The sequence below is a fragment of the Paraburkholderia terricola genome, from assembly GCF_900142195.1.
GTDB lineage: Bacteria > Pseudomonadota > Gammaproteobacteria > Burkholderiales > Burkholderiaceae > Paraburkholderia > Paraburkholderia terricola.
In genome coordinates this window covers 15,258-40,287 of sequence record NZ_FRAB01000054.1, presented here as the reverse complement: position 1 = coordinate 40,287, position 25,030 = coordinate 15,258, and the positions used below count along the sequence as shown (strand labels likewise).

The following is a 25,030-nucleotide window of genomic DNA, read 5'->3' as shown; positions in this document are numbered from 1 at the left end:
GCGTTCGTGACAAGGCAGTCATACTTCCCGCCTCGCGCTGCGCGCTCGCCGGAAGCGGCGCGCACGGAAACCAGCGGTTTCATTGGGCGCGGTGGGGGCCATCGGCTTCGCCTCGGCGAGACGCCGAAAAGCCAGGTGCTGTTTCAGACGTGTCGCTGGTTGCACAGGACACCGGTTGTGGGTTGTGAGGCGGGTCGCCGGTCGCCGTGCTGAGCGTCCGGCCGCGCGCCGATGCGCCGGCAAATTGTCGGCAACTCGCCAGCATTCGATGCAGTGACGCCGGGCGCACGCAGCGCTATTGGTTTGGAGAACTGCGGCTGACGGCGGAAGCTGTCTGCGGCATCGAGAACTGCTGCCGACCGCAGAAGCGCCGTGCGACTTTATGAAGTACCGCGACGGCGCGCGCAGCGTCGCCGGAAGAATGACTGCTGTGTCACGAGCGCGGAGTGGGCGAGAACACGGATTCCAGATGCACCACGATCCCCTCCAAGCCAGGAGACCCGCTTCAAAGCTGGCGGTGTGAGCCGCTTTCTTTGCCTACTTTCTTTGCGGCGGCAAAGAAAGTAGGTGCCGCCCCGCACAGGGGCAACGCTAATAGACCACTAAGCCAGCAAGGAAAGGCCAACAACCCAAGCCCAACAAACCAAGCCCACAACCACAACCCAAACCGCCGAGCAGGCCAAACCCTTACCGCCTCCGAACAGTCAAAGCCGTCTCCGACAAATCCACCTCCCGCATGAGCTTGTTCAAAGTTTCATCGTTAATCGCCTGAGAACCACGCAGCGCGAGCAGCGTCTTCCTCTCGGCCCGCATCGCCGCCAGCTTCATCCTGAACTCCAACGCATCGGCGCGGCGCGCCAACTCGCGCGGCTCCTGGTCCTCTCCGAGCGTGGCGAGCCGCCGTCGATAAAGGTCCATCACGCGCGCGGTCACATCAGCGGCATACGCCGACGCCGCTTCGTCCAGATTCGCGCACTCGCTGTCGTGCACATCGTCGACAGCGCGAATCGCCGCCTGCGCCGCCAGCTTGCGCGCGAAAACTTCCTCCGCCGCATGCGGATCCTTGCCGCGCCGCCAGCCGCGCAGCAACAACGGCAAGGCAACCACCGCGACCAGCAGCGACAGCAGAATCACGCCCGACGCGATGAAAATCGCGAGGTCGCGGCCCGGCAACGGCACGCCGCCAGGCAACACCTCCGGCAACGACAGCACGCCCGCCAGCGTCAGCGCGCCGCGCACGCCGGCCACCGTCGTCACCGCCACCGTGCGCAAGCCCGGCACCGCGTTCGCCACGCCGTGCTTCGCCGCGCCGCGGCTCGCGAACCAGCGCAGCAGCCACACCCACACGAAGCGCATCGCATACAGCGCGGCCCCGACCGCGGCGATGTAGCCGATCAGCAGCCACACCTGCGCATCGCCGGTCTCGTGCGCGTCGAGCAGAGCCCGGCCGAAAATGTGCGGAAACTGCAGCCCCAACAGAATGAACACCATGCCATTGAAGACGAACTCGATCATCGTCCACGTGCTGTTTGCACGGATGCGCGACGACACCGAGCCGGCGTTCACGATGCTCGTGTAATTCATCATCATGCCGGCCGCGACCGCGGCGAGAATGCCCGATAACTCCAAACGCTCGGCGATCAGATAAGCGGCGAACGGAATCAACAGCGTCATCACGACGATCGGCGCCGGATCGCCTTCTTCCGTGAGGTTCAGAAAGCGTGTCGACACAATGCTGAACAGCCAGCTCGCGGCCGCGCCCGTCGCGAGTCCGCCGGCGGCGATGATCACGAAGCTGATCGACGCGTCGCGCAGCGAGAACACGCCGGTCAATGCCGCGGCAATCGCGAACTTCAACGCGACGAGGCCCGACGCGTCGTTCATCAACGCCTCGCCTTCGAGGATATGCATGAGCCGTCCGGGAATCTTGCCCTTGCCGGCAATGCCGGAGAGCGCCACGGCATCGGTCGGCGACAGCACCGCGGCGAGCGCGAATGCCACCGGCAGCGGCATCGACGGCACCAGTTCATGGACAAAGTAGCCGACCGCGAGCACCGTCATGAAAACCAGCCCGAGCGCGAGCATCAGGATCGCGCGGCGCGCCATGAAGAATTCGCGCTTGGGAATGCGCCATCCGTCCGCGAACAGCAGCGGCGGAATGAACAGCATCATGAAGATTTCCGGATCGAACGTGACGTGCAGTCCAAGCCGCGGCCACGCGAGCATGGCGCCGATCGCGATCTGCACGAGCGGCAGCGGCAACGTGACCGGCAAGAGGCGCGTGACGACGCCTGACGCGGCAACCGCAAGCAAAAGAATCAATACGGTGAAGACAATTTCCATCGGTCTGTTCTGAGCCTATAACGTGTTTATTCGCGATGTCGACGGCCTCGCCGCGTCATGCCGCGCAGGGCGGAAGGCCGAAGTTTAGCCCGAGGACGCGCGACGCCCATGCGACCCCGGCGCGGCTTCGAGCGAGTGAGCCGCCGCGAACGAGGCAGGCGAGCGCGCGAACCGGGCGGCGCACCTAAAGAGTGCCTGCCGCGCCCACGCGCGGCGCATTGGCCCTTTTGCCGGTGCAATCTTTCATGCGAATTACTTACCAAGGTGCGTTAGCGCGCGCATGGAGCTTGCTTAACCCATATCGACAACGCACATTTTGAGAGAGACGGCGCCGAGGTTGCTCGCTTCCGCGTTCGGACCGGCCCGGCTTTCGCGTGAGAGGATCGCATGACGATTGCGCAGCAGGAAAGGACGGCCAGTGCGCCGCATGGTTTCGACGTCGAGGTGACGTCGGGACTCGAACGTTTTTCGGTGCAGCATGGCGAGCTGACGCTCACCAGCGTGTTTCAACCGATTTTCAGCCTCTCGCATATGCGGGCGGTCGGCTACGAGGGACTGCTGCGCGCGCACGACGCGCTCGACCGTCCCGTGTCGCCGCTCGATGTATTCGGCGAGGCCGCGCGGGTCGGCGACGTCCTTCAACTGGACCGGCTCTCGCAGACGCTGCATCTGGAAAACTTCAAGGTGCTCGGCGCCGAGCGCGAATGGCTGTTCCTCAACGTGCATCCCGGCGCGCTCACCGATCCGTACCACGCCGCCGCATTGCTGGCCAATCTGCGGCGGCTCGATCTGCCGCCGCGGCGCATCGTGCTCGAAGTGCTCGAACAGCGCGCGGAAGATCTCGAACGTCTCGCCGACGCCGTGCGCCAGTTCCGCGACCGCGGCTTCCTGATCGCGCTCGACGATTTCGGCGCGGGACATTCGAACGTCGAGCGGATCTGGCAACTGAACCCGGACATCGTGAAGCTCGACCGCATCATGCTCTCGCACGCCGCGCATCGCGCCGACATGGCGACGATCTTGCCGGGACTCGTCGCGCTGCTGCACGAAGCGGGCAAGCTCGTGCTGATCGAAGGCGTCGAAACCGAGCACGAAGCGCAGATGGCGCTCGCCTGCAACGCCGACTTCGTGCAGGGTTTCTTTTTCGGCCGCCCGAGCCCCGCCGCGGCGGACGCCCTCCAGGCGACGACTTGCATCAGCGACCTCACCGAGCGCTATCGCGAACAGGCCGAAGCGCGCGAGCGCCACAATGCGAGCCGCCTCGCACCGTATCTGCGCGCCTTCGAGCGCGCGGCCGAGCGGCTTGCCGCCGGCGAGCCGCTAGAGGAGGTCTGCTGGAATTTTCTCGCGCTCGATCACGCCGCGCGCTGTTTCCTGCTCGATTCGAAAGGCCGGCAGGCGGGCCGCAATGTCGTGCTGCGCGCCGATCGCGCGGCGCATGAAACGCGCTTTCTGCCGCTCGCCGACGCGCAAGGGGCGAACTGGCTGCGTCGTCCATATTTCCGCGCGGCGATCAATGCGCCGGAACGCGTGCATGTGACGCGTCCGTATCTGTCGATCAACGAGGCGTTGCCGTGCGTGACGCTTTCGGTGGCGACGCGCGTCGGCGCGCAAACCTGCGTGCTGTGCGGCGACATCGACTGGGTGGACGAAGAGCGGTTCTGAGATGATGTCGTTTTCCACGACGCGCTTTCATCCTCATGTCCGTTCTGCTCGAAGTCATTGCCACCACGGTGGCCGATGCGCGCCTCGCCGCGCAAGCCGGCGCCGACCGTCTCGAACTCGTCACCGCGATGGGCGAGGGCGGCCTGACGCCGAGCGTCGGCTTGATCGAAGCGGTGGTGAGCGCGGTTGATATTCCTGTGAATGTGATCGTGCGGCCGCACAGCCGCTCGTTCGTCTACGACGCCGACGACTCCGCGGTCATGCTGCGCGACGTGGGCGCGGCAAAAGCGGCGCGCGCCAACGGCGTGGTGATCGGCATGCTGACCCAGGCAGGGCAGATCGACCGCGACACACTCGCCCGCGCGATCGACGCGGCCGACGGCCTTGCGATCACCTTCCACCGCGCATTCGACGAAGCGCGCGATCTGCAAGAAGCGCTCGACGTGCTGCTCGAATTCGAAGCGGTGACGAACGTGCTGACGTCGGGCGGAAAAGCCTCGGTGCTCGACGCGCAAGCAACGCTAGGCGACCTGGTCAGGCAAGCGTCCGGCTCGCATTGCACGGTGCTGGCCGGCGCGGGCTTGACGGTCGACGCGGTTGCCGGCTTCGTCCGCGCGACGCAAGTGCAAGCGGTGCATTTCGGCTCGGGCGTGCGCGTCGGCGGCAAGGGGCTCGCGCCGGTCGATGCCGCCAGGGTTGCGCAAGTGAGAGCGCTGCTGAACGCGGCATAGCGCGGCATAGCGCGTGCAAAGCGCGATAAAAAATGCCGCTTCGGAGCCGAACCCCGAAGCGGCATTTGCAACACGCACATGCCCACGCACACGAGCCTTACTTCGCGACCACCACCGGAATGCCGCGCAACTGCCCGGCGCCTTTCACCTCTTCCAGCGACTTCTTCACGCACGCGCCCGTTGCTGCTTCGATCTGCAAGCGCGCGGCGAGATCGCGTTCGCCACGCTTCACGCCCGCCAGATTCGCCAGCTTCACGTGACCATAACCGCGCACGCGGGCATGCAGGTCGGCCAGCTTCGCGACGTCTTCCAGGTTGTTCGCGTTGAGCTTTGCAAACGCGCGTTGCAGCGTGGTTTCGTAATCGTCGGCGAGTTCGCGCTCCATCTTGCGTTCGAGCGTGCGGCCGAACGGATCGAGCATCGTGCCGCGCAGGCCGCGCCATTTCGCCAGCATGCCGAGCACCGGCCACATCCATTGACCGAAGGTTTTTTTGGCCGGGTTGATGCCGGGCTGCGGATGCGTCAGCGTCGGCGGCGCGAGATTGAACCTGATGCCGAAGTCCTTGCCCGCCACGCCTTCGAATTGCGCTTCGAGCGCCTCGCGGAATGCGGCGTCCGTATGCAGGCGCGCCACTTCGTATTCATCCTTCACGGCGAGCAGACGGTAGAACGTGGTCGCCACCGCGCGCGTGAGGCGCTCGCTCCGTGCGTCCACCGCGGTCTCGGCGCGACGTGCAGCATCCACCAGCGCGCGATAACGCTTCACATAGCGCTCGCCGCCATACGTTTGCAGACGCCCCTCGCGATGCGCGATCACTTCATCGAGCGTATCGACGCGCACCGTTTGCTTCGCGACATGCCGCGCTTCCCACAATGCTTCGAGCGCGGCGGGGTCTTCGGCGGCGAGCCGGCCGATCGAGAACGCCAACTGATTCATCTGCACGGCGACGTTGTTCAACTCGATCGCGCGCATCATCGCGGCGAACGATACCGGCACGAGACCGAGCTGCCACGCATAGCCGAGCATCAGAATGTTGGCGCCGATGGTGTCGCCGAGAAAGCGCGTGGCAAGCGCTTGCGCGTCGCACGTGGACATGCGTTCCGCACCCGCCGCGTGACGCATCTTGTCGATCAGCGCATCCGCATGCAGCGTCGCGTCGGGGTTCTGCACGAAGCTCGCATTCGGAATCGCATGCGTATTCACGACGATGCGCGTGCGGCCATGACGCACCGTTTGCAGCGCATCGGCGCTCGCGCCCACCACCATGTCGCAGGCGAGCAGCACGTCGGCCTGTTGCGTGTCGATCCGCACCTGGTTGAGCCACTCGTCGCGCGCGGCGAAGCGCACGAACGACAGCACCGAGCCGCCCTTTTGCGCGAAGCCCATGAAGTCGAGCACCGACGCGCTCTTGCCTTCCAGATGCGCCGCCATGCTGATCAACGCGCCGACCGTCACGACGCCGGTCCCGCCGACGCCCGTCACCAGAATGTCGTAGGGCGCGGCGTCGAGATGCGTCGCGGGAACGCGCAACGCAGCGACGCGCGCCGCCAGCGCTTGCGGATCGAACGCCACGCCCGCGGCTTTCTTCAGCTTGCCGCCTTCCACGGTGACGAAGCTCGGGCAGAAGCCGTTCACGCAGGAATAATCCTTGTTGCACGACGATTGGTCGATGCGCCGCTTGCGTCCCAATGCCGTTTCAACGGGTTCCACCGACAGGCAATTCGATTGCACGCCGCAATCGCCGCAGCCTTCGCAGACTTCCTCGTTGATGAACAGACGCTTGTCGGGATCGGGGAATTCGCCTTTCTTCCTTCTGCGCCGTTTTTCCGCCGCGCAGGTCTGGTCGTAGATCAGCACTGTGACGCCGTCGGTGTCGCGCAACTGGCGCTGCACGGCGTCCATTTCGCTGCGATGGTGAAACGTCGTGCCCTTCGGAAACAGATCGTGATGGCCGTCGTATTTCTCCGGCTCGTCGCTCACCACGACGAAGCGCGACACGCCTTCGGCTTCCACCTGGCGCGCGATCTGCGGCACCGAGATGCTGCCGTCGACCGGCTGCCCGCCCGTCATCGCAACCGCATCGTTATAGAGAATCTTGTACGTGATGGTGGCTTTCGCGGCCACCGCCTGGCGGATCGCGAGAATGCCCGAATGAAAGTACGTGCCGTCGCCGAGATTCTGGAACACGTGACGCGTTTTCGTGAACATCGAATGCGACGCCCAGTCGACGCCTTCACCGCCCATCTGGATCAGCCCCGTCGTGTCGCGCTCCATCCACGAAGCCATGAAGTGACAGCCGATGCCCGCTTGCGCGATCGATCCTTCCGGCACTTTCGTCGATGTGTTGTGCGGGCAGCCCGAACAGAAATACGGCGTGCGCTTCACGCTGTCCGCGGCGTTCGAGAGAATGTGCGGCGCGACCAGATCGACCACGCGCTCGCGCCGGTCGAGCGCGGGCTTGTGTTCGGCGAGCCAGTTCGCGAACACCGGCAAGATACGCGAAGGCCGCAATTCACCGAGCGACGACAGCAGCATCGTGCCGTCCTCGGCATGCTTGCCGATCACGATCGGCCGCGTGCCTTGCGTGCGGTTGTACAGATAGTCCTTGATCTGCTGTTCGATGACCGGGCCCTTCTCCTCGATCACCAGCACTTCGGACAAACCGGCAACGAACGCGTCGATGCGCGTCATCTCCAGCGGAAACGACAAGCCGACCTTGTAGATCCGCACGCCGGCGGCGTCCAGATCGGCGACCGTCAGATCGAGCCGGCGCAGCGTCTCCATCAAGTCAAGATGCGCCTTGCCGCAAGTGACGATGCCCACGTTCGCGTGCGGGCTCGGCGCGATCCATTTGTCGATGCTGTTGGCGCGCGCGAAGTGGCGCACCGCATCGAGCTTCGCGTGCATGCGCGATTCGATCGTGAGGCTCGGCAGATCGGGCCAGCGGTTATGCAGGCCGCCGGCTGGCGCCTGGAAATCGTGCGGCGGCGTCCATTCGGTATGCAGCGCGTCGAGGTCGACGGTCGAGCCCGATTCGACCGTCTCGGAGATCGCCTTGTAGCCGACCCACGCGCCCGAGAATCGCGACAACGCCCAGCCGTACAAGCCGAATTCGAGCATGTCGGCGATGTTGGACGGATTCACGATCGGCATATGCCAGGCCATCATCGCGAAGTCGCTCTGATGCGGCATCGACGACGACACGCAGCCGTGGTCGTCGCCCGCCACCACCAGCACGCCGCCATGCGGCGACGAGCCGTATGCGTTGCCGTGCTTGAGCGCGTCGCCGGCGCGATCCACGCCGGGGCCCTTGCCGTACCACATCGCGAACACGCCTTCGACGGTGCGCTCCGGGTCGGCCTCCACGCGCTGCGTGCCGAGCACGGCGGTGCCGCCGAGTTCCTCGTTGATCGCCGGCAGGAAGCGAATATCGCTCGCCGCGAGCAGTTTGTTCGCTTTCCACAACTGCTGATCGACCATGCCGAGCGGCGAGCCGCGATAGCCGCTGATGAAACCGGCGGTGTTCATGCCGCGCGAACGATCGAGCGCGCGCTGCATCAACGCGAGGCGCACCAGCGCCTGGGTGCCGGTCAGGAAAATGCGGCCGCGCGTCGCGGTGAGGTTATCGGACAGCTTGTAATCGGCGAGAGCGGGCGTGCCATCGATGGGCAGGCGAGCGGTCATGGGTGAGTCTCCATTATCTGCATCCGCGCGCCGTGGGTGGGGACCACATGGGCGACGCGGCGAAAGAGACTCTATTTTTCAGCGCCGATTAGAGTAGATTTTTTCTAGTTCGAACGGCTGACGGCGAATGAGCGAGAAGAGTCGCGCATTTTGCCGACGTTTCGAGAGGGATTTGCCAGGCGGGCGGAGGCTTCGGGTATGCCCTGGTGTCCCTCGCGACGCCCCGGGCGGCGTATTCAGTTCCCGGCAACCGTATCCGACTGCGCGGTCGCGGCGGCCCGCGCCGTGACGTCGAGCGGCGCCGCGTCTAGCGGCACGATCTCGTCGAAATGCGAGTAGTCGATGTGACTCACGCCATCCACCTCGCTCATGACGTCCACGAAGCGATGCTGCCAGTAGATCTCGTCGAACGTCCACACGTAGCGCGCCTGCATGGTTTGCGCGGTGGATTCGTCGACCCCTTCGAGCGTCAGCAGCAGCGAGGTGTCGCGATTCTTGAGCGTTTCGGCGGTTTCGCCGAACAGCGGACTGCTTTCGTCGATGACGTGCATGAGGCTCCAACCCAGCTTGAATACGGGATGCTGGTCCCGCACGAGCGTCAGATCGTGGAGCTTGCGCAGCGTATAACCCTCGGCGGTGGTTTCCCTGCGCAGAATGCGCAGCTTCGCGCGCGCTTCGGCGATGACGTTCTGACGCGCGTTGGCCGCGCGCACCATCAGCGTCATGCGGCCATCGAGCGGCCGCACGACCGCATAACGGGCGAACATGATCTTGGCGTGCGGACGCGAAAAGCGCGCGAAGATCAGGCCCGTCGCCAACGCGATGCTCGACATGCCGATGAAGATTTCGAGCGTGGCGATCCAGTGCGCGTAGGTGGTTCGCGGATGCATGTCGCCGTATCCGACGGTCGCGAGCGTTTCGACGCTAAAGAAAAACGCGCCGCCGAAGCCCGGCGGAAACTGATTGGCGATCGCCTCGTCACCGATCATGTAGAGCGCGGCGAACGCGGTGTTGAGCACCAGGAACAGCACCGCGAGCGAGACGAAGAACATCGGCCAGCGCACCACGAGCGCGCGGTGATAGAGGTCCTGCCAGAGCGGCGTGGGCATGCCGTGCGCGATCACCACGCGATCGTCGAGGCGCATCTCGCGGCCGCCGGGTGCGCGGCGCCGCCGCGCACGCACGCCAGCGTCGCCGAGGCCGGTGCCGGAAAATCGGTCTGAGGGTTCGCTAGCCATTGCGTGCTCGTGGAGATGAAAACGCGCAAAGCGTAGCACGGCGCCTTGCGCGCGTTCGCGCTACGGAAATGTTCGCGGCTTGGGTATGCCGGCGCCGTGCTCGATATCGTTGACGGCTTGCTGATGCGCGGCGGCGACCGCTTCGGCTTCGTCGGCGTAACCGTCGTCGCCGCCGACGGTGGTCCACGTTTTGACCGCTTTCTCGCGATGCCGGATTTCGTATTCCGCGTCCCAGCGCGCGCCATTGAGTTCGAGTGGGCGGACGTGAATGGAGTACACGCCGTAGAGGAAGAGCTGTTCAGCCATGATCGCCTCCAGCCGGTTGTTCGGGTGGCGCAGCGCGCGACGCAACGCGGCGCCGGTTTGACTACCTAGAGTTCGATTTCCCCGAGAATACGGTGAGCGAGCGCCTTGGCTTCCTCGAGCGCTTCCTCCGGCGTCGACGAAGTCGCTTCCACTTCGTAGACCGTCGTCTCCTGATCGTTGGCTCCGCCGCCTTCGTCGCGCGTGAGGGTGACGAGGCCCTGGTACGAGTCGGTCTGTAACTCTCTTACCGAGGCGGTAGCCGTGTAGATGCCTTTGGTGTAGGTGATGTCGTCCATGGCGTCGCTCCTTCTTCCAAAGGTTTCGGTTTTTTCATGCTAGCACGATGATCGAGCTTCGGTTTTCGCGGCGCGGCGCTCCGTCGTCATGACAATGCGCGCCGCGCAAGACAGTGGAATTACAGCAGCGCGACGACTTCATCCAGCGACGGCGCGTGCGCGCCGGCGTGCCGGCAAGCCGCCGCGCCAGCGGCCAGCGCGAACGCCAGGTGCTCCGGCCAGGCCCGCTGCGGCGCGGTCATCAAGCTGAACAGCAAGCCGCCGATGGACGCGTCTCCCGCCCCCACGGTGTCGACCACCTCGACGCGCGGCGGCCGTGCTTCCGTCAGCATCGCGCCGTCGATCAGCATGGCCGTTTCCGGTCCGCGCGTCACCAGCACGGCGGCGGACGGATTCATGGCTTGCAGTTGCGCGAGCGCGGCGGCCTCGTCGTCGGTCTTGAAGAGCAGGCGCAAATCCTCGTCCGAGACCTTGATCAGATCGGCGAGCGCGGCCATCTTGCGCAGCGTGGGCGCATACCCATGCTCCATCAGATTCCGGTAATTCGGATCGAAGCTGATCTTCACGCCGCGCGAGCGCAGTTCGGCCGCCAACCCGGCCAGCGTATCGCCGAGCGGCTGCCGCACGAGGCTGATGCAGCCGAAGTGCGCCCACTTCACCTGCTCGATCCAGCCGGCCGGCAAGCGCGCCGGGTCGAACGCCAGGTCCGCGCCGTTTTCGCCCATGAAAAAGTACGCGGGCGGATGCGTCTGATGAACGATCGCCAGCAAGGGCGGGCGCTCCACGCGCTGCATGAAGCGCATGTCGAGCCCGGCGGCGACGCTCGCGTTCCACAGTTCGTCCGAGAAATTGTCGACGCCGAGCGATCCGGCGCACGCGGTCGGCAAACCGAGCCGCGCGACGCAGCGCGCCACGTTCCAGCCGGCGCCGCCCGGACGCGACAGCCATTGCGAGGGGCCAGTGCGCACGAGATCGGTGAGGATGTCGCCGGCCGAGACGAAGAGAGGGAGTGCGCTATTCGCGCTGAGGTCGGTCATTTCGTCTGCTCCGCGGATTCCTTCGCAGCGGCCGTGCTGTCGGGCAGTGCGTGCGCCAGCACCTCGTAGCACGCGCCCATCGTGTGATAGTCGGTCTTGCCGGCGGGACTCTTTTCGTCGCTGTACTTGCGGTTGTCGCAGGTGAGGATGCGATACCACGCGCCATGCTTGTGATCGACGAAGTGCGCCCAGCTATAGCGCCAGATCTCGTCGTACCAGTCCCAGAAGCGTTCGTTGCCGGTGCGCTTGCCGAGCAGCGCGGCGGTGGCGAAGGTCTCGGCCTGGACCCAGAAGTATTTGTCGTGGTCGCACACGGTGCCGTCCGGGCCGAAGCCGTAATAGAGGCCGCCGTGGTCCTCGTCCCATGCGTGGGTCATCGCGGCGTCGAACAGTTCGATCGCGCGCGGCAGCAGCCACGGCAACGGACGGTAGCGCTCCAGAATCAGCAGCAGCTTCGCCCATTCGGTTTGATGCCCCGGCTGAAAGCCCCACGGGCGGAAGATGTTCGAGCTGTCTTCCTCGTTGTAATGCCAGTCCACCGACCAGTCCGCGTGAAAGTGCTCCCACACGAGCCCCTGCGAGAGCTTCGCCTGGCGCAGCGTGATATTCGACGCGACCCGTTCCGCGCGATCCAGATAGACGAGGTGGCCGGTCGCTTCATGCGCGGCGAGCAGCGCCTCGGTGGTGTGCATGTTCGCGTTCTGCCCGCGGTACGAACTCACGCGCCATTCGGGCGATGCCTCGTCGGCGTAGAGACCGGCGGCGGGGTCCCAGAAGCGGTGTTCCATCAGTTCGAAGGTCGCGCCGATCATCGGCCTCGCTTCCTCGACGCCCGCCATCGCCGCATGCGAATAGGCGAGCAGCACGAATGCGAGACCGTAGCAGTGGCGCGTGGCGTCGAGCGTGCGCTTCTTGTCGTCCCGCCATTCGAGCTCCCAGTCGTAGCCCTCGTGGTGCGGGTCCCAATGCACTTCGCGCAGGAAGCGCAAGCCGTGGCGCACGTACTCGAGATGCCGCGGGTCGCCGAACTGGCGATACGCCATCGCGTAGTTGAAGACGTAGCGGCAACTGCTCACCAGATGCCGCGTGGTTTTGTCGTAGACGGAACCGTCGTCGCGGAAAAAATGAAAGAAGCCGCCGCTCGGATCGAGCACGTTCGGCGCGTAAAAGCGCAGCGTGTCCTGCACATGCGCGAGCAGGAAATCGCGGCTGCGGAAACTGTCGACGGGCGGCACGGCAGCGGCCGCGCCGTTTGCGGGTTGATGCGGATCGGATTGCGTCATGGCTTTTCCATCAAAGTACTGGCACGGGCAATGAGATGAACGGGCAAGCGGATTTCCAGTTCGGCAGGCGCGTCTTCGAGCAGCAACTCCACGCCGCGCCGGCCGAGCGCTTCCTTGTCGACCGAAATGGTGGACAGCGGCGGCGTGGCGTGGGCGGCGGCGGGAATGTCGTCGAAGCCGATGATGGCGATGTCCTCGGGCACGCGCAGGCCGCGCGCGAGGCACGCGCGCAGCGCGGCGAGCGCGGCGGCGTCGTTGTAGGCGAACACGGCGTCGGGCCGTGGGCCGGGCGCGTCGAGCAACTGATGCATCGCGCGCGCGGCGCCGCTGTCGGGGTCGAGGCCGGCGTCGATGGTCACTTCAAGCGACGGGTCGAACAGCAGCCCCGCTTCGAAAAACGCGCGCCGGTAACCGAGTGCGCGCTGGGCGATGCTGAAGTGCGCGAGCGAGCCGCCGATGAACGCGATGCGCTTGCGCCCCTGCCCGAACAGATGCCGCATGGCGAGCATGGCGCCCGCGGCGTTGTCGAGGTTCACCGAGCGCAGGCCGGGCGCCCACAGGTCGATCAGCACGAGCGGACGGCGCATCGCCACCAGCGTGCTCAACGTTTCGGGTTCGACGAAACCGGCGATCGCCACCGCGTCCGGCGCGTGCAGGCGCATTTGCTGGATCACGTCCTCGGTGGGGCCGGCGGTCAGCACCGATGGGACGATGCCGCGTTCGCGGCACGCGTCTTCCACGCCGTGCAGCACGTGTGAAAAAAACGGGCTGACGGCGAAATTATTATGCTGACGATGCAACAGGAAGGTGAGGCGGCGAATGCGCGGACGCAATTGGGCGGCGTCGTAACCGAGCTGCCGCGCCGCTTCGACCACGCGCACGCGCGTGGCTTCGGAGAGGCCGGGCTGGTTCTTCAGCGCACGGGAGACGGTGCCGATCGACACGCTCGCCGCGCGGGCGACGTCGCGGATGGTTGTGGCCATCGAATGACACGGCCGAGCAGGGCCGCACGGTGTTTGAATTCGGGCGATTGTATAGTAAAACCCGCCGGAAACACCTTTGGAAACCGGCGATCCACACCCGGAAATACCCGTAGATGTTGAGGTTGGCCCGGAATTTGTCGTTTAGTAAAATTCACTAAACATTGCGTGGATCGTGGCTCCAAGGGCTGTTGCTGTTGCGCATTCAGTCGAAGGGCGCTTGAAGAACGGCCTCGGCCTGGCCGCGTAATAACGTCAGGCTTTCCTCCGCGTCGATCAGGACGAAACCGCTTGTCTCGTGCTTCGCGCGACGCTTCGCCAGCGCCGCGACCGAGGCGATCTCCTCGCTGCTGTAGAGCGCGGGGCCGCCGTCCGGTGCCACGCGCACGCAGCCGATCGCCATCGTCACGAAACCGAAGAAGGTCGGATTGCCGCGCCGGTCTTCGCCGTGGATGCCGCCCGCGAGCCGGTCGGCGGGCGCATAGAAGCGCTGCGCGCCCTCGTTGAACACGTGGATCGCGCGCAGCACGCGCTCGCGCCAGTCCTCGCTCTGGAACAGGATCAGGAAGTCGTCGCCGCCGACATGGCCGAGAAAATCGCGCGTCGGATCGCACACGTCGGCGAGCACGGCGGCGGCGAATTTCAGCACTTCGTCGCCTTGCCAGTAGCCGTACTGATCGTTGAAGGGCTTGAAGTGATTCAGGTCGACGTAACACGCGTGAAAGCCTGCGTCGTTGCCGAGCAGGCGGGCGATATGCGAGCTGATCGGAATGTTGCCCGGCAGGAAGGTCAGCGGATTCGCGTAGCGCGCGGCTTCGATGCGCACCTCGGTCACCGCGCGCACGAGGTTCTCACCGGTGCCCAGCCCCGCGTATTTGCCGTTTTCGGTGATCACGAAACCGTCGGCGAGATAGCGCTGGTCGTCGCTTGCGAGCAGCCTGGCCATCTGCTCGACGGTCATCGATTTCTCGATGATCACCGGCGATGCGTTGGCGAACAGCAAGCACGGACGCTTGCCGAACAGCTCGCGGTGGTACGGCAGCGCGTAGCGGTCCATGAAGCTGCGGCGGTTGATCAGCGCGACGGGTTCGTCATGTTCGACCACCGCGACCGCGTGCAGGTCGGGCAGACGGTTGAACAGTTCGAGCACGTCGTTGTTGGTGGCGTGACGCGGCAGCGCGGGCGCATGCACCAGCATCTTCGCCGACGCCATGCCGCCCGACGGCGACGCGCCGCTAGCCATGCGCGTGGGCTCCGGAAATACGGCGATATGGCCGGCGCGCAGCGCGTCGCGGGCGTCGTCGGTTACGTGGCGCGCCGGCTGCGCATGCGGGCGGCCGAAGAAATAACCCTGCCCGCAGGCGATGCCCATGTCGCGCACCACGATCAGATCGGCTTCGTTCTCGATACCCTCGGCCACCAGTTGCGCGCCGCTCGCGCTGGCGAAGTGCTGCATCGCGCGCACGGCTTCGAACTTGAGCGGATCGCAGGCGATGTCGTGAATGAAGAAGCGGTCGATCTTCACCACATCCGGTTGCAGCCGCACCCATAGATTCATGCTGGCGTTGGCGGTGCCGTAGTCGTCGAGCGCGAATTGCGCGCCCGCCGTGCGCAGCGCCGAGATCACCGGCAGGAAGCTGCCGACGTCCGCGATCATGCTTTGCTCGGTCAACTCGATCACGATGCGCTGCGGGTCCAGCCCGCGATGCCGCAGCAGCGCGAGCGTGTCCTCGCGCGCGTCGGCCAGTTGGCGGATCGCGCCCGCGCTGAAGTTGAGGAACAGCTTGCCGTCCACGCCGAGTCTCGCGAACGCCTCGATGCAGGTGTGCGCGGCGGCGCGTTCGAGTTCGATCGCGCAGCCTTCGGCGAGCGCCTGCGAAAACAGCGCGAACGGCGCTTCGAGCGGCGTGCCGGCCGGGCCGCGGATCAGCCCTTCGTAGCCGAGAATCGCGCCGTCCTCGAAATCGATGATCGGCTGGAATACGGCGGACAGATCGCGCCGGGAAATCAACTCCGCGATGCGCGGCGTGGCGAATCGGGAGGGCGAGCGAGGTTGCATGGCGGGTAGGCGTAGCGATCGACGTTCGGCTTATCGGCCCGCCTGGCGTGGAATTAAGTGAAGTTTTAGTGAAGCGTCGCACTGGATTGGTGCGCGAGGCCAGGCGCCTCCAGGATTTTGCCTATGCCGTCCGGCCGAGGCGACAGCGGCGGCGTTTGCGCGTGAAATAACAAAAAAGCCGCACGCGGCGGCTTTCTTCAAATGACGCTCAGGGAGGGCGCTTATGAATGTCCTGATTGCAATGCGCGCGTATTCAACGGCGCGCCACGGCGGCGGCGGACCGCTCGCGCGCGGCGGCGCGGGTTTCGCCGCTGGTGTCGCGGGCGCCCCAGCGCTGCGCGAGCGCGGCGCACACCATCAACTGGATCTGATGGAACAGCATCAGCGGCAATACCACGGCGCCCACCGCATGCGAGGCGAAAATGACCTTGGCCATCGGCACGCCGGCGGCAAGGCTTTTCTTCGAACCGCAGAAGATGATCGTGATCTGGTCGGCGCGGTTGAAGCCGAGCCGCTTGCTGACGAACATCGTCGCGGCCAGCGCGAGCGCGAGCAGCACGACGTTGACCACCAGCAGGCCGCCGAGCGCGGAGAGCGGAATCTGATGCCAAAGGCCCTGGTTGACCGCTTCGCTGAACGCGCCGTACACCACCAGCAGGATCGAGCCCTGGTCCACGAATTTCAGCACGCCGCGATTGCGCTCGATCCACTTGCCGATCAGCGGCCGCAGCAACTGCCCGGCCACGAACGGCACCAGCAGTTGCAGCACGATATTGCCCACCGTATGCCACGGCGAACTGCCGCCGGCGGCGTGGTTAGTGACGAGGAGGCTGACGAGCGCGGGCGTGATGAAGATGCCCAGCAGGCTCGAGGCCGACGCGCTGCACACGGCGGCCGGCACATTGCCCTTCGCAATGGAAGTAAACGCGATGGACGATTGCACCGTCGACGGCAACGTGCAGAGGAAGAGGACCCCCGCATAGAGCGCCGGCGTGACAAGTGGCGAAAGGAGCGGCTTAAGGGCGAGGCCGAGCAGCGGAAACAGCGCGAACGTGCTGAGCAGCACTACCAGATGAAGACGCCAGTGCGTCGCCCCCGCAATAATCGCTTCGCGTGAAAGTTTTGCGCCGTGCAGGAAAAACAGCAGGCCGACCGCCACGTTCGTCACCCAGTCGAACCCGGCGGCGGCCTGCCCGTGAACCGGCAGGAAGCTGGCAAGAATCACGGTGCCGACGAGGCACAAGGTGAAGTTGTCGGGAAGCAGTTTCGGGCGAGCCATGTCGGAATCTCGATTCGGTGATGCGGAAAAGCGCACGGCAAACGCGCGTGCAAGTCGCCAGCCTCAAGCTATGGGAGACGTCTATTGTTGTTGAAAATCGATTGAAAAAGCAAATTCATTTGCCGAATTCATTAATGAATAACCTGCATCCAATCACATGAGCAAGCGGCTGGCCGGTTATCGGCGGTCGCCGTTCAAGATTCGCGAGGCGGTTTGTCCGGTCCATGGTTTCGACAATCGGGCGAAGAATCCGGGGGCGATTGTTCGTAAGCAAGCGTGAGCCAGGTGCCCGCGGCGATGCCCCCGAGCAAGCTGTTCCAAGGCTTTAACGCAAGCGCACTGTCGCGGAAAAACGTCGCAGTAACAAGGTGTTACATCCGCGGCTGGGGCATAACACTTTTTGGCTCGACACCCTTTGTCAGCACCCATAAATTACGCTTCAAAGGCCATCGGGATGCTCCCGCGCCGCGATATATCCGCAGCGCTCGTGCCAGTCCCAGAACAAGTCCATCGCAGCTCGAACGGTGGGTTTCAGGCAAGTCTTCGGGCATGAGAGTCACTGGGTGGACGCGTTGTCGAGAACGAAGCACTGGGTGTTGGGCGCAGTCATCGCCGCGCTGTGCTCGTTCGCCTATGCAAAAGCGCCGGGCATGCTGCACGGCGGCGGTGGCGGTGGGTACGCGTCGGGAGGCGCGGCACATGCGATGCGTGGTGATGCGCGCAACGACAACCGTTACTACGGCGCGCCCAACGCAAGGCCGGCCCGCAACGACACGGCTGACCGGAACATGCGCCTGCCGCGCGGCGGTGCGGACCTGGCTGGCGGCATTTACGCGAACGGCTTCGGCAACTACGATCCGCGCATGCGTCGGGTTGCAGGACCGTCGGGCCCCGCCTATCCGGGCGCGGGACGCGGCGGCATCCAGTACGCGGGCGCGATTAAGCCGGTGAGCGCGGAATCGCGCTCCGCGCAGCGGCCGCCGGGCAATGGGCCGGTTCGCAGCGGTTCGATTCGCGCCGACGTCGCCCGCTATAACGAAGAGCGCGGCTCGACGCGCGCCATGCCGCGCCAGTCGGACGATCCGCGTCAACAGGAAGGTTCGCCGTACCGGAACTAGCCGTCGCACGGTGACGCACCCGTCGCCGTTCTTGTTGCACGGGCAGGCAAACGCTCGCTCGCGGGTACCACAAGCGCTGTTCGCTTCCTTCTTCCTCTCCTTCGCTGCATTACTGCGGCGCTTGCCAGTTTTCCAGGCGGCCTTGGCATCGTCCGGAATACCCCCGCCAATCTGACGTTTCGACGCCACACTTTTTTGAAAACGCTCGGCAGCGAACCGTCTCCCATCGTCAAATTTGGTGGTTTGCGCGGCGGCGCGTCATCCGCATGTCGTCTGAAGCGGTGTTACCCGGCCCGGCGCAATGTCAGCGCTGTTTTTCGTGGCGCGGCGAGCTTTGCGGCGCTGCCGCGCGGGCGGCTGGAACACGCGCTTTATCAGGCCGATAAGCGACAAAACTAATCAGACCGATATACCCGCAATAACCAACGATATTTTTGTCCATAAAAATGGTCCGCAAAGATGGTCCCGCCCAGATTGGCTCGATCACCGAACGGACAACAACAATGGTTCGCGCGAGCTTCCCCTTTCGCACAGCCACCCCCTTTTGACAAAGACAGGAGAATCCATGAAAACAAGCATCAGCCGTGCGCTGAAGACCACTCTCAAGGCAACCGCGTGTGCCGCTCTGCTGGCCAGTGCATCGTCTGCTTTTGCGCAATCGAGCGTGCAGCTTTACGGTCAGGTCGACGAATGGGTCGGCGCGCAGAAGTTTCCGGGCGGCAAAACGTCGGTGCAGGTGTCCGGCGGCGGCATGTCCACGTCGTACTGGGGCTTGAAGGGGGCTGAGGATCTGGGCAACGGCTACAAGGCGATCTTCACGTTGGAAGACTTCTTCCGCGCGCAGAACGGCCAGTACGGCCGCTTCAGCGGCGACACGATGTTCTCGCGCAATGCGTATGTCGGTATCGAATCGCCGTACGGCACGGTCACCGCCGGCCGTCTGACCACTCAATTGTTCGTATCGACGATCCTGTTCAATCCGTTCATCGACTCGTATGTCTTCTCGCCGATGGTCTATCACGTCTACCTCGGACTCGGCACGTTCCCGACCTACTCGACCGATCAAGGCGTGACGGGCGACTCGGGTTGGAACAACGCGGTGCAATACTCGTCGCCGAATTTCAACGGGCTCTCCGCGAGCGCGATGTACGCACTCGGCAACACGACGCAGAACGGCGCGAAAAAGTGGAGCGGCCAGGTGCTGTACTTCCACGGCCCGTTTGCGGCGACCGCGGTGTACCAGTACGTGAACTTCAACAACTCGCCGGGCGACCTGGGCAGCTTCGATTCGTCGGGCGTGCCTGGCCTGAAGGCGCAGGGCGTGGCGCAGCTCGGCCTGTCCTACGACCTCAAGTACGTGAAGCTTTTCGGTCAATACATGTACACGCACAACGATCAGACCTCGACGAGCTGGCACGTGAACACCGCGCAGGGCGGCGTCTCGGTGCCGGTGGGCCCGGGCACTGTGATGGCGTCGTATGCGTATTCGCGCGACGGCGGCGGCTTCGACCAGACCCGTCAGACGGCCGCGGTCGGCTACGACTATCCGCTGTCCAAGCGCACCGACATCTACGCGGCCTACCTGTACGACCACATCACCGGCCAGTCGAGCGGCAACACCTACGGCGTCGGCATGCGCGCCAAGTTCTGAGCGTGCCGCGCGGCGTCCGCTTCGCGGCAGTCGCCGCATGACGGCTAACCTGCCGCGGCAATATCCGCAAGGCCCGCTTTCTCCCGAAGGCGGGCTTTGACGTTTCTGACGTCCGCGCGCAGCCGATCCGCTCACCGTCTGGTTGATAAACCCTGCAAAATGACGCTGATTAATTCCCTCAGCGAGCGATTGAGATGGACACCCTCGTCAGCATGAAAGTGTTCCGCCACGTGGTCGAGATCGGCAGCTTTGTCGGCGCGGCCGAGCGGATGGAGATGTCGGCGGCGATGGCGAGCAAGCACGTGATGCATCTCGAACAGCAACTCGGCGCGCGTCTTTTGAACCGCACGACGCGGCGCGTCGCGCCGACCGAGGCGGGCCGCGAATACTACGAGCGCCTCTCGCAGGTGCTCACCGAACTCGAGGAGGCCGAGCAGGCGGTCGGCGCGGCGAGCGTCGTGCCGCAGGGGCGTTTGCGGGTGTCGTCGCTGTCGGCGTTCGGCTTGAGCCACGTGATGGCCGCCGTGGCCGACTACGCCGCGCAGTATCCGCAAGTCACCGTCGACATGACCTTGTCCGACCGCGTGGTCGAACTGATCGACGAGGGCTTCGACGTCGCGATCCGGGCCTCGCCGGGCGGGCTGAAGTCGTCGTCGCTGATCGCCCGGCAGATCGCGACCGCTCACCTCGTGCTGTGCGCGTCGCCGGCCTATCTGCGCCGTCACGGCACGCCGAAAACCGTCGCCGATCTCGCTCGCCACAACTATCTGCACTATGCGGGCGTGTCGGCGCTCGAAATCGCGCCCGGCATGGGCGACGCCTCGCGCATGCGTCTGTCGGGCAACCTGATCGTCAATCATCTGGAAGCGCAACGCGTGATCGTGCTGCAAGGCGCGGGTATCGCGTTGCTCGGCACCGAGGTGATCGGCGACGATCTGGCCGCGGGGCGTCTCGTGCCGTTGCTGGTAGACGAGGTGCCGCCGCGCGAACTGCCGATTCATGTGGTGTATGCGAGCCGCCGGCATCTGTCGGCGAAGGTGCGTTCGTTTGTCGACTTCCTGGCGGAGCGGTTCGCGAACGAATCGCTGTGGCCGTCGCTGGAGCAGATCAAGGCGTTGGCCGCGCGTTAGGCGCTGGCGGTGCGCCGCCGTTCATCGGTGATGACGGACGACGCCAAAGTTGCCTATCGGTGATGGTCGGGCTAACTGGCGCGCCGCACGCGGGGGGTAGGGGAAGCGGCCTGCCGCGTCAAACGCGCCAAACGCGTCAAACGCGTCAAACGCGTCAAACGCGTCAAACGCGTCAAACGCGTCAAACGCGTCAAACGCGTCAAACGCGTCAAACGCGCCAAACGCGCAAAAGACGCAAAAGACGCAAAAGACGCAAAAGACGCAAAAGACGCAAAAGACGCAAAACGTGGCAAAGGCGAAGGACGCCAGCCACGCCAAACCCCGCCTCCATCCCGCCCGGACGCCGCCCCTCGTTTAGCTATACTGGTTGCCAGCACCCATACGCGTAACGATCTGGGGGAGACATGACCGATCTGTCCACGCCGCGGCGCGCCGGTAGCCACAAGCTGCCAGCGGGCCGGCGTCTGCGTTTCGTCACGGCCGCCGCGCTATTCGACGGACATGACGCGTCGATCAACATCATGCGGCGCATCCTGCAGGCGAGCGGCGTCGAGGTGATTCACCTGGGCCACAACCGCTCCGTCGATGAAGTCGCCACCGCCGCGCTGCACGAAGACGCCGACGGCGTCGCCGTGTCCAGCTATCAAGGCGGGCATAACGAATACTTCCGCTATTTAGTCGAACTCTTGCGCGCGCGCGGCGGCGAGCGCATCAAGGTATTCGGCGGCGGCGGAGGCGTGATCGTCCCCGAGGAAATCGCCGAACTCGAACGCTACGGCGTGGAGAAAATCTATTCGCCGCATGACGGTCAGCGGCTCGGCTTGCAAGGCATGATCGACGACATGATCGCGCGTTGCCTGGAAGCCGCGCGTGCCGTCGAGGGCGGCCGGGAAAATGCGGTGGGTGCGTGGATCGCCGATCTGTCGGCGCGCAGGTTGCCGCGTTTGGAAGCGCGCACGGAGGCGTCCGCCGACCATCAAAGCGGCGGCGGTCGCGATCCGCTCCACAACGCTCGCGAAGCCGGCGAAACGGCGCAAGCGGACACCGTCCCGCACACCGTCGGCAAGGCGTCCGCCGACCATCAAAGCGGCGGCGGTCGCGATCCGCTCCACAACGCTCGCGAAGCCGGCGAAACGGCGCAAGCGGACCCCGTCCCGCTCACCGTCGGCGAGGCGCCCACCGACCATCAAAGCAGCGGCGACCCCGATCCGTTCCATAACGCTCGCCAGGCCGGCGAAACGCCCCAAGCGGACACCGCAACCAAGGCGCCCGCCGTCACGCCCACTGCGCCCGTCCTCGATGCACGCGATTCGGTATCGCCCACCTTCCGCCGACTCGCGCAACTGATCAGCGCGTTCGAAACGGGCGGCGTCGCGCCGGCCGAGCGCGAAAAACTGTCGGCGCTTGCGAAGGCGGCCGAGGTACCCATCCTCGGCATCACCGGCACCGGCGGCGCGGGCAAATCCTCGCTCACCGACGAACTGGTTCGCCGCTTCCGGCTCGACTACGGCGACGCGCTCACCATCGCCGTACTCGCCATCGACCCGTCGCGCCGCAAATCCGGCGGCGCGCTGCTCGGCGACCGCATTCGCATGAACGCGATCGGCGACTGGGGCGGCGGCGCGCGCGTGTACATGCGCTCGATGGCGACGCGCGAAGCGTCGAGCGAAATCTCCGACTCCTTGCCCGACGCGCTCATGCTGTGCAAAGCGGCGGGCTTCGATCTGATCGTCGTGGAGACGTCCGGGATCGGCCAGGGCGATGCGGCAATCGTGCCGTTCGTCGACGAATCGCTGTATGTGATGACGCCCGAGTTCGGCGCGGCCAGCCAGTTGGAGAAAATCGACATGCTGGACTTCGCCGGCTTCGTCGCGATCAACAAGTTCGATCGCAAGGGCGCGCCGGACGCGTTGCGCGACGTCGCCAAGCAGGTGCAGCGCAATCGCGGCGACTTCGCGAAGCCGCCCGACGCGATGCCGGTGTTCGGCACGATCGCCTCGCGTTTCAACGACGATGGCGTGAGCGCGCTGTATCAGCAAGTGGCAAACGCGCTGCGCAAGCACGGCTTGCGCGCGGGCGGCGGCCGTCTGCCCACGCTCGATAACGTGCGCTTTTCGAGCGGCCGCAACGCCATCGTGCCGCCGGCCCGTGTGCGCTATCTCGCCGATGTCGCGCAGACGGTTCACGCTTACCGTGAGCGCGCCGACGCGCAAGCGCGCGTGGCGCGCGAGCGTTGGCAACTGGTCGAAGCGCGCCGCATGCTCGGTGAAGCAAATGCGGGTGAGGGTGCGAATGCGAGCGCACATAGCAGTGCGGTCTCAACGTCAATGGCAAGCGTAGCGTCCTCCGCAGACCCAGCGCCCGAACAAGCGCCCGAACAAGCCACCACCGCCGAAACCCCGCTCGACAGCTTGATCGCCCAGCGCACCGCCGCCCTCGGCGAACGCGAACGCCAACTACTCGAAAGCTGGCCGCACACCGTCGCCGCCTATGCCGGCGACGAACACGTCGTCCGCATCCGCGACCGCGAGATTCGCACCGCGCTCACCGTCACGACCCTGTCCGGCTCCGAAGTCCGCAAGGTCGCGCTGCCGAAGTTCGTCGACCACGGCGAAATCCTGCGCTGGCTGATGCTCGACAACCTGCCCGGCTACTTCCCGTTCACCGCCGGCGTGTTCCCGTTCCGCCGCGAAAACGAAGACCCGACGCGCATGTTCGCCGGCGAGGGCGACCCGTTCCGCACCAACCGCCGCTTCAAGCTGCTCTCCCAAGGTATGCCGGCCAAGCGTCTTTCGACGGCCTTCGATTCCGTCACGCTCTACGGCGAAGAGCCGGACGAGCGGCCGGACATCTACGGTAAGGTCGGCAATTCGGGCGTGTCGGTGGCGACGCTCGACGACATGAAAGCGCTCTACGACGGCTTCGATCTGTGCGCGCCGGAAACCTCGGTCTCGATGACGATCAACGGCCCCGCGCCGACCATCCTCGCGATGTTCTTCAACGTCGCGATCGATCAGCAGATCGCGCGCATGGAACAACAGCACGGCCACCCGCTCACGCAAGACCAACTCGCCGCGGCGCGCCGAGCCGCGCTTGAAAACGTGCGCGGCACCGTGCAAGCCGACATCCTGAAGGAAGACCAAGGCCAGAACACCTGCATTTTCTCGACCGAGTTCAGCCTGAAAGTGATGGGCGACATTCAGGCGTATTTCGTCGAGCACGGCGTGCGCAATTTCTATTCGGTGTCGATCTCCGGCTATCACATCGCAGAGGCCGGCGCGAATCCGATTTCGCAACTCGCCTACACGCTCGCGAACGGCTTCACCTATGTCGAGGCCTATCTGGCGCGCGGCATGTCGATCGACGATTTCGCGCCGAACCTGTCGTTCTTCTTTTCAAACGGCATGGACCCGGAGTACACGGTGCTGGGCCGCGTCGCGCGACGCATCTGGGCCATCGCGATGCGCGAGCGCTACGGCGCGAACGAGCGCAGCCAGAAGCTCAAGTATCACGTGCAAACCTCGGGCCGCAGCCTGCACGCGCAGGAAATCGACTTCAACGATATTCGCACCACGCTGCAGGCGTTGATCGCGATCTACGACAACTGCAACTCGCTGCACACCAACGCATTCGACGAAGCGATCACCACGCCCACCGAGGACTCGGTGCGCCGCGCGGTGGCGATCCAGTTGATCATCAATCGTGAATGGGGTTTGGCGAAGAACCAGAACCCGAATCAGGGCAGCTTCGTGATCGAGGAGCTGACCGATCTGGTGGAAGAGGCGGTGTTGGCCGAATTCGATCGGCTCACCGAGCGCGGCGGCGTGCTCGGCGCGATGGAAACCGGTTATCAGCGCGGGCGCATTCAGGACGAATCGATGCTGTACGAGCATCGCAAGCATGACGGCTCGTATCCGATCGTCGGCGTGAATACATTTTTGAGCGCGCATCCGCATGAAGCGCCGCAGCCGATCGTGCTGGCCCGCTCCACCGACGCGGAAAAGCAAAGTCAGTTGAAACGTCTGCGCGACTTCCAGGCGCGGCATCGCGAGGACGCGCCCGCGGCGCTCGAACGCCTGAAACGCGCGGTGATCGATGACGAAAACGTGTTCGCGGTGTTGATGGATGTCGTGCGCGTTTGCTCGCTGGGGCAGATCACGCACGCGTTGTTCGAAGTGGGCGGGCAGTATCGCCGCAATATGTGAGGCGGGTATGAGCCGCGGCTCGGC

Annotated in this window: 17 protein-coding genes; 6 read left to right on the top strand and 11 right to left on the bottom strand. The window is 65.0% G+C overall.

Annotation, left to right across the window (positions count from 1 at the left end; translation table 11 throughout):
- Window positions 1–687: 687 nt before the first annotated feature.
- Window positions 688–2,343, bottom strand: a complete 1,656-nt coding sequence (locus tag BUE39_RS29680) for a Na+/H+ antiporter (protein ID WP_073432235.1) — start codon at window positions 2,341–2,343, stop codon at window positions 688–690.
- 387 nt (window positions 2,344–2,730) lie between these two features.
- Between BUE39_RS29680 and BUE39_RS29675 the strand changes: the two genes are divergently transcribed.
- Window positions 2,731–4,008 carry a sensor domain-containing phosphodiesterase gene (locus tag BUE39_RS29675; RefSeq protein WP_073432234.1) on the top strand — a complete coding sequence of 426 codons (1,278 nt, stop codon included), beginning with the start codon at window positions 2,731–2,733 and terminating at the stop codon, window positions 4,006–4,008.
- A gap of 35 nt (window positions 4,009–4,043) precedes the next feature.
- On the top strand, window positions 4,044–4,739 hold the full coding sequence (locus BUE39_RS29670) for a copper homeostasis protein CutC (RefSeq protein WP_073432233.1): 696 nt from the start codon (window positions 4,044–4,046) through the stop codon (window positions 4,737–4,739).
- A 97-nt stretch (window positions 4,740–4,836) separates the two neighbouring features.
- Here BUE39_RS29670 and BUE39_RS29665 read toward each other — a convergent pair whose 3' ends face one another.
- The 9 genes from BUE39_RS29665 to BUE39_RS29625 form a co-directional block, all read right to left on the bottom strand.
- Complete coding sequence (locus tag BUE39_RS29665) at window positions 4,837–8,424, bottom strand: indolepyruvate ferredoxin oxidoreductase family protein (protein WP_073432232.1); 3,588 nt, start codon at window positions 8,422–8,424, stop codon at window positions 4,837–4,839.
- Between the two features lie 236 nt (window positions 8,425–8,660).
- Window positions 8,661–9,662 carry an ion channel gene (locus tag BUE39_RS29660; RefSeq protein WP_073432231.1) on the bottom strand — a complete coding sequence of 334 codons (1,002 nt, stop codon included), beginning with the start codon at window positions 9,660–9,662 and terminating at the stop codon, window positions 8,661–8,663.
- Between the two features lie 60 nt (window positions 9,663–9,722).
- Window positions 9,723–9,968 (bottom strand): hypothetical protein, encoded by a 246-nt coding sequence (locus BUE39_RS29655; RefSeq protein WP_073432236.1) that lies wholly within the window; start codon window positions 9,966–9,968, stop codon window positions 9,723–9,725.
- A 65-nt stretch (window positions 9,969–10,033) separates the two neighbouring features.
- On the bottom strand, window positions 10,034–10,264 hold the full coding sequence (locus BUE39_RS29650) for a hypothetical protein (RefSeq protein WP_073432230.1): 231 nt from the start codon (window positions 10,262–10,264) through the stop codon (window positions 10,034–10,036).
- A 119-nt stretch (window positions 10,265–10,383) separates the two neighbouring features.
- The gene (locus BUE39_RS29645) at window positions 10,384–11,301 is read right to left on the bottom strand and encodes a carbohydrate kinase family protein (RefSeq protein ID WP_073432229.1); all 918 of its coding nucleotides are present in this window, start codon (window positions 11,299–11,301) and stop codon (window positions 10,384–10,386) included.
- Entirely contained in the window at window positions 11,298–12,584 is a 1,287-nt protein-coding gene (locus BUE39_RS29640) for an AGE family epimerase/isomerase (RefSeq protein ID WP_073432228.1), read from the bottom strand. Before BUE39_RS29640 ends, BUE39_RS29645 begins: the two co-directional genes overlap by 4 nt.
- Window positions 12,581–13,567: a LacI family DNA-binding transcriptional regulator gene (locus BUE39_RS29635; protein ID WP_073432227.1), complete on the bottom strand. Its 987-nt coding sequence runs from the start codon at window positions 13,565–13,567 to the stop codon at window positions 12,581–12,583. The genes BUE39_RS29640 and BUE39_RS29635 overlap by 4 nt, the downstream gene beginning before the upstream one ends.
- A 202-nt stretch (window positions 13,568–13,769) precedes the next feature.
- On the bottom strand, window positions 13,770–15,623 hold the full coding sequence (locus BUE39_RS29630) for an EAL domain-containing protein (protein WP_073432226.1): 1,854 nt from the start codon (window positions 15,621–15,623) through the stop codon (window positions 13,770–13,772).
- A 253-nt stretch (window positions 15,624–15,876) separates the two neighbouring features.
- Complete coding sequence (locus BUE39_RS29625; RefSeq protein ID WP_073432225.1) at window positions 15,877–16,902, bottom strand: bile acid:sodium symporter family protein; 1,026 nt, start codon at window positions 16,900–16,902, stop codon at window positions 15,877–15,879.
- Window positions 16,903–17,426: 524 nt separating this feature from the next.
- Here BUE39_RS29625 and BUE39_RS29620 point away from each other — a divergent pair.
- Window positions 17,427–18,020: a hypothetical protein gene (locus BUE39_RS29620; RefSeq protein WP_235004994.1), complete on the top strand. Its 594-nt coding sequence runs from the start codon at window positions 17,427–17,429 to the stop codon at window positions 18,018–18,020.
- Between the two features lie 304 nt (window positions 18,021–18,324).
- Here the strand turns inward: BUE39_RS29620 and BUE39_RS34990 are convergent, their stop codons facing one another.
- Entirely contained in the window at window positions 18,325–18,462 is a 138-nt protein-coding gene (locus BUE39_RS34990; RefSeq protein WP_159442606.1) for a hypothetical protein, read from the bottom strand.
- Between the two features lie 123 nt (window positions 18,463–18,585).
- On the opposite strand from BUE39_RS34990, the gene BUE39_RS29615 reads away from it, so the two are divergent.
- The 3 genes from BUE39_RS29615 to BUE39_RS29605 all read left to right on the top strand — a co-directional run bounded on the left by BUE39_RS29615 (window position 18,586) and on the right by BUE39_RS29605 (window position 25,006).
- On the top strand, window positions 18,586–19,671 hold the full coding sequence (locus BUE39_RS29615; protein WP_073432223.1) for a porin: 1,086 nt from the start codon (window positions 18,586–18,588) through the stop codon (window positions 19,669–19,671).
- Between the two features lie 194 nt (window positions 19,672–19,865).
- Window positions 19,866–20,801, top strand: a complete 936-nt coding sequence (locus tag BUE39_RS29610) for a LysR family transcriptional regulator (RefSeq protein ID WP_073432222.1) — start codon at window positions 19,866–19,868, stop codon at window positions 20,799–20,801.
- Window positions 20,802–21,205: 404 nt separating this feature from the next.
- The gene (locus tag BUE39_RS29605) at window positions 21,206–25,006 is read left to right on the top strand and encodes a methylmalonyl-CoA mutase family protein (RefSeq protein ID WP_073432221.1); all 3,801 of its coding nucleotides are present in this window, start codon (window positions 21,206–21,208) and stop codon (window positions 25,004–25,006) included.
- Window positions 25,007–25,030 lie beyond the last annotated feature (24 nt).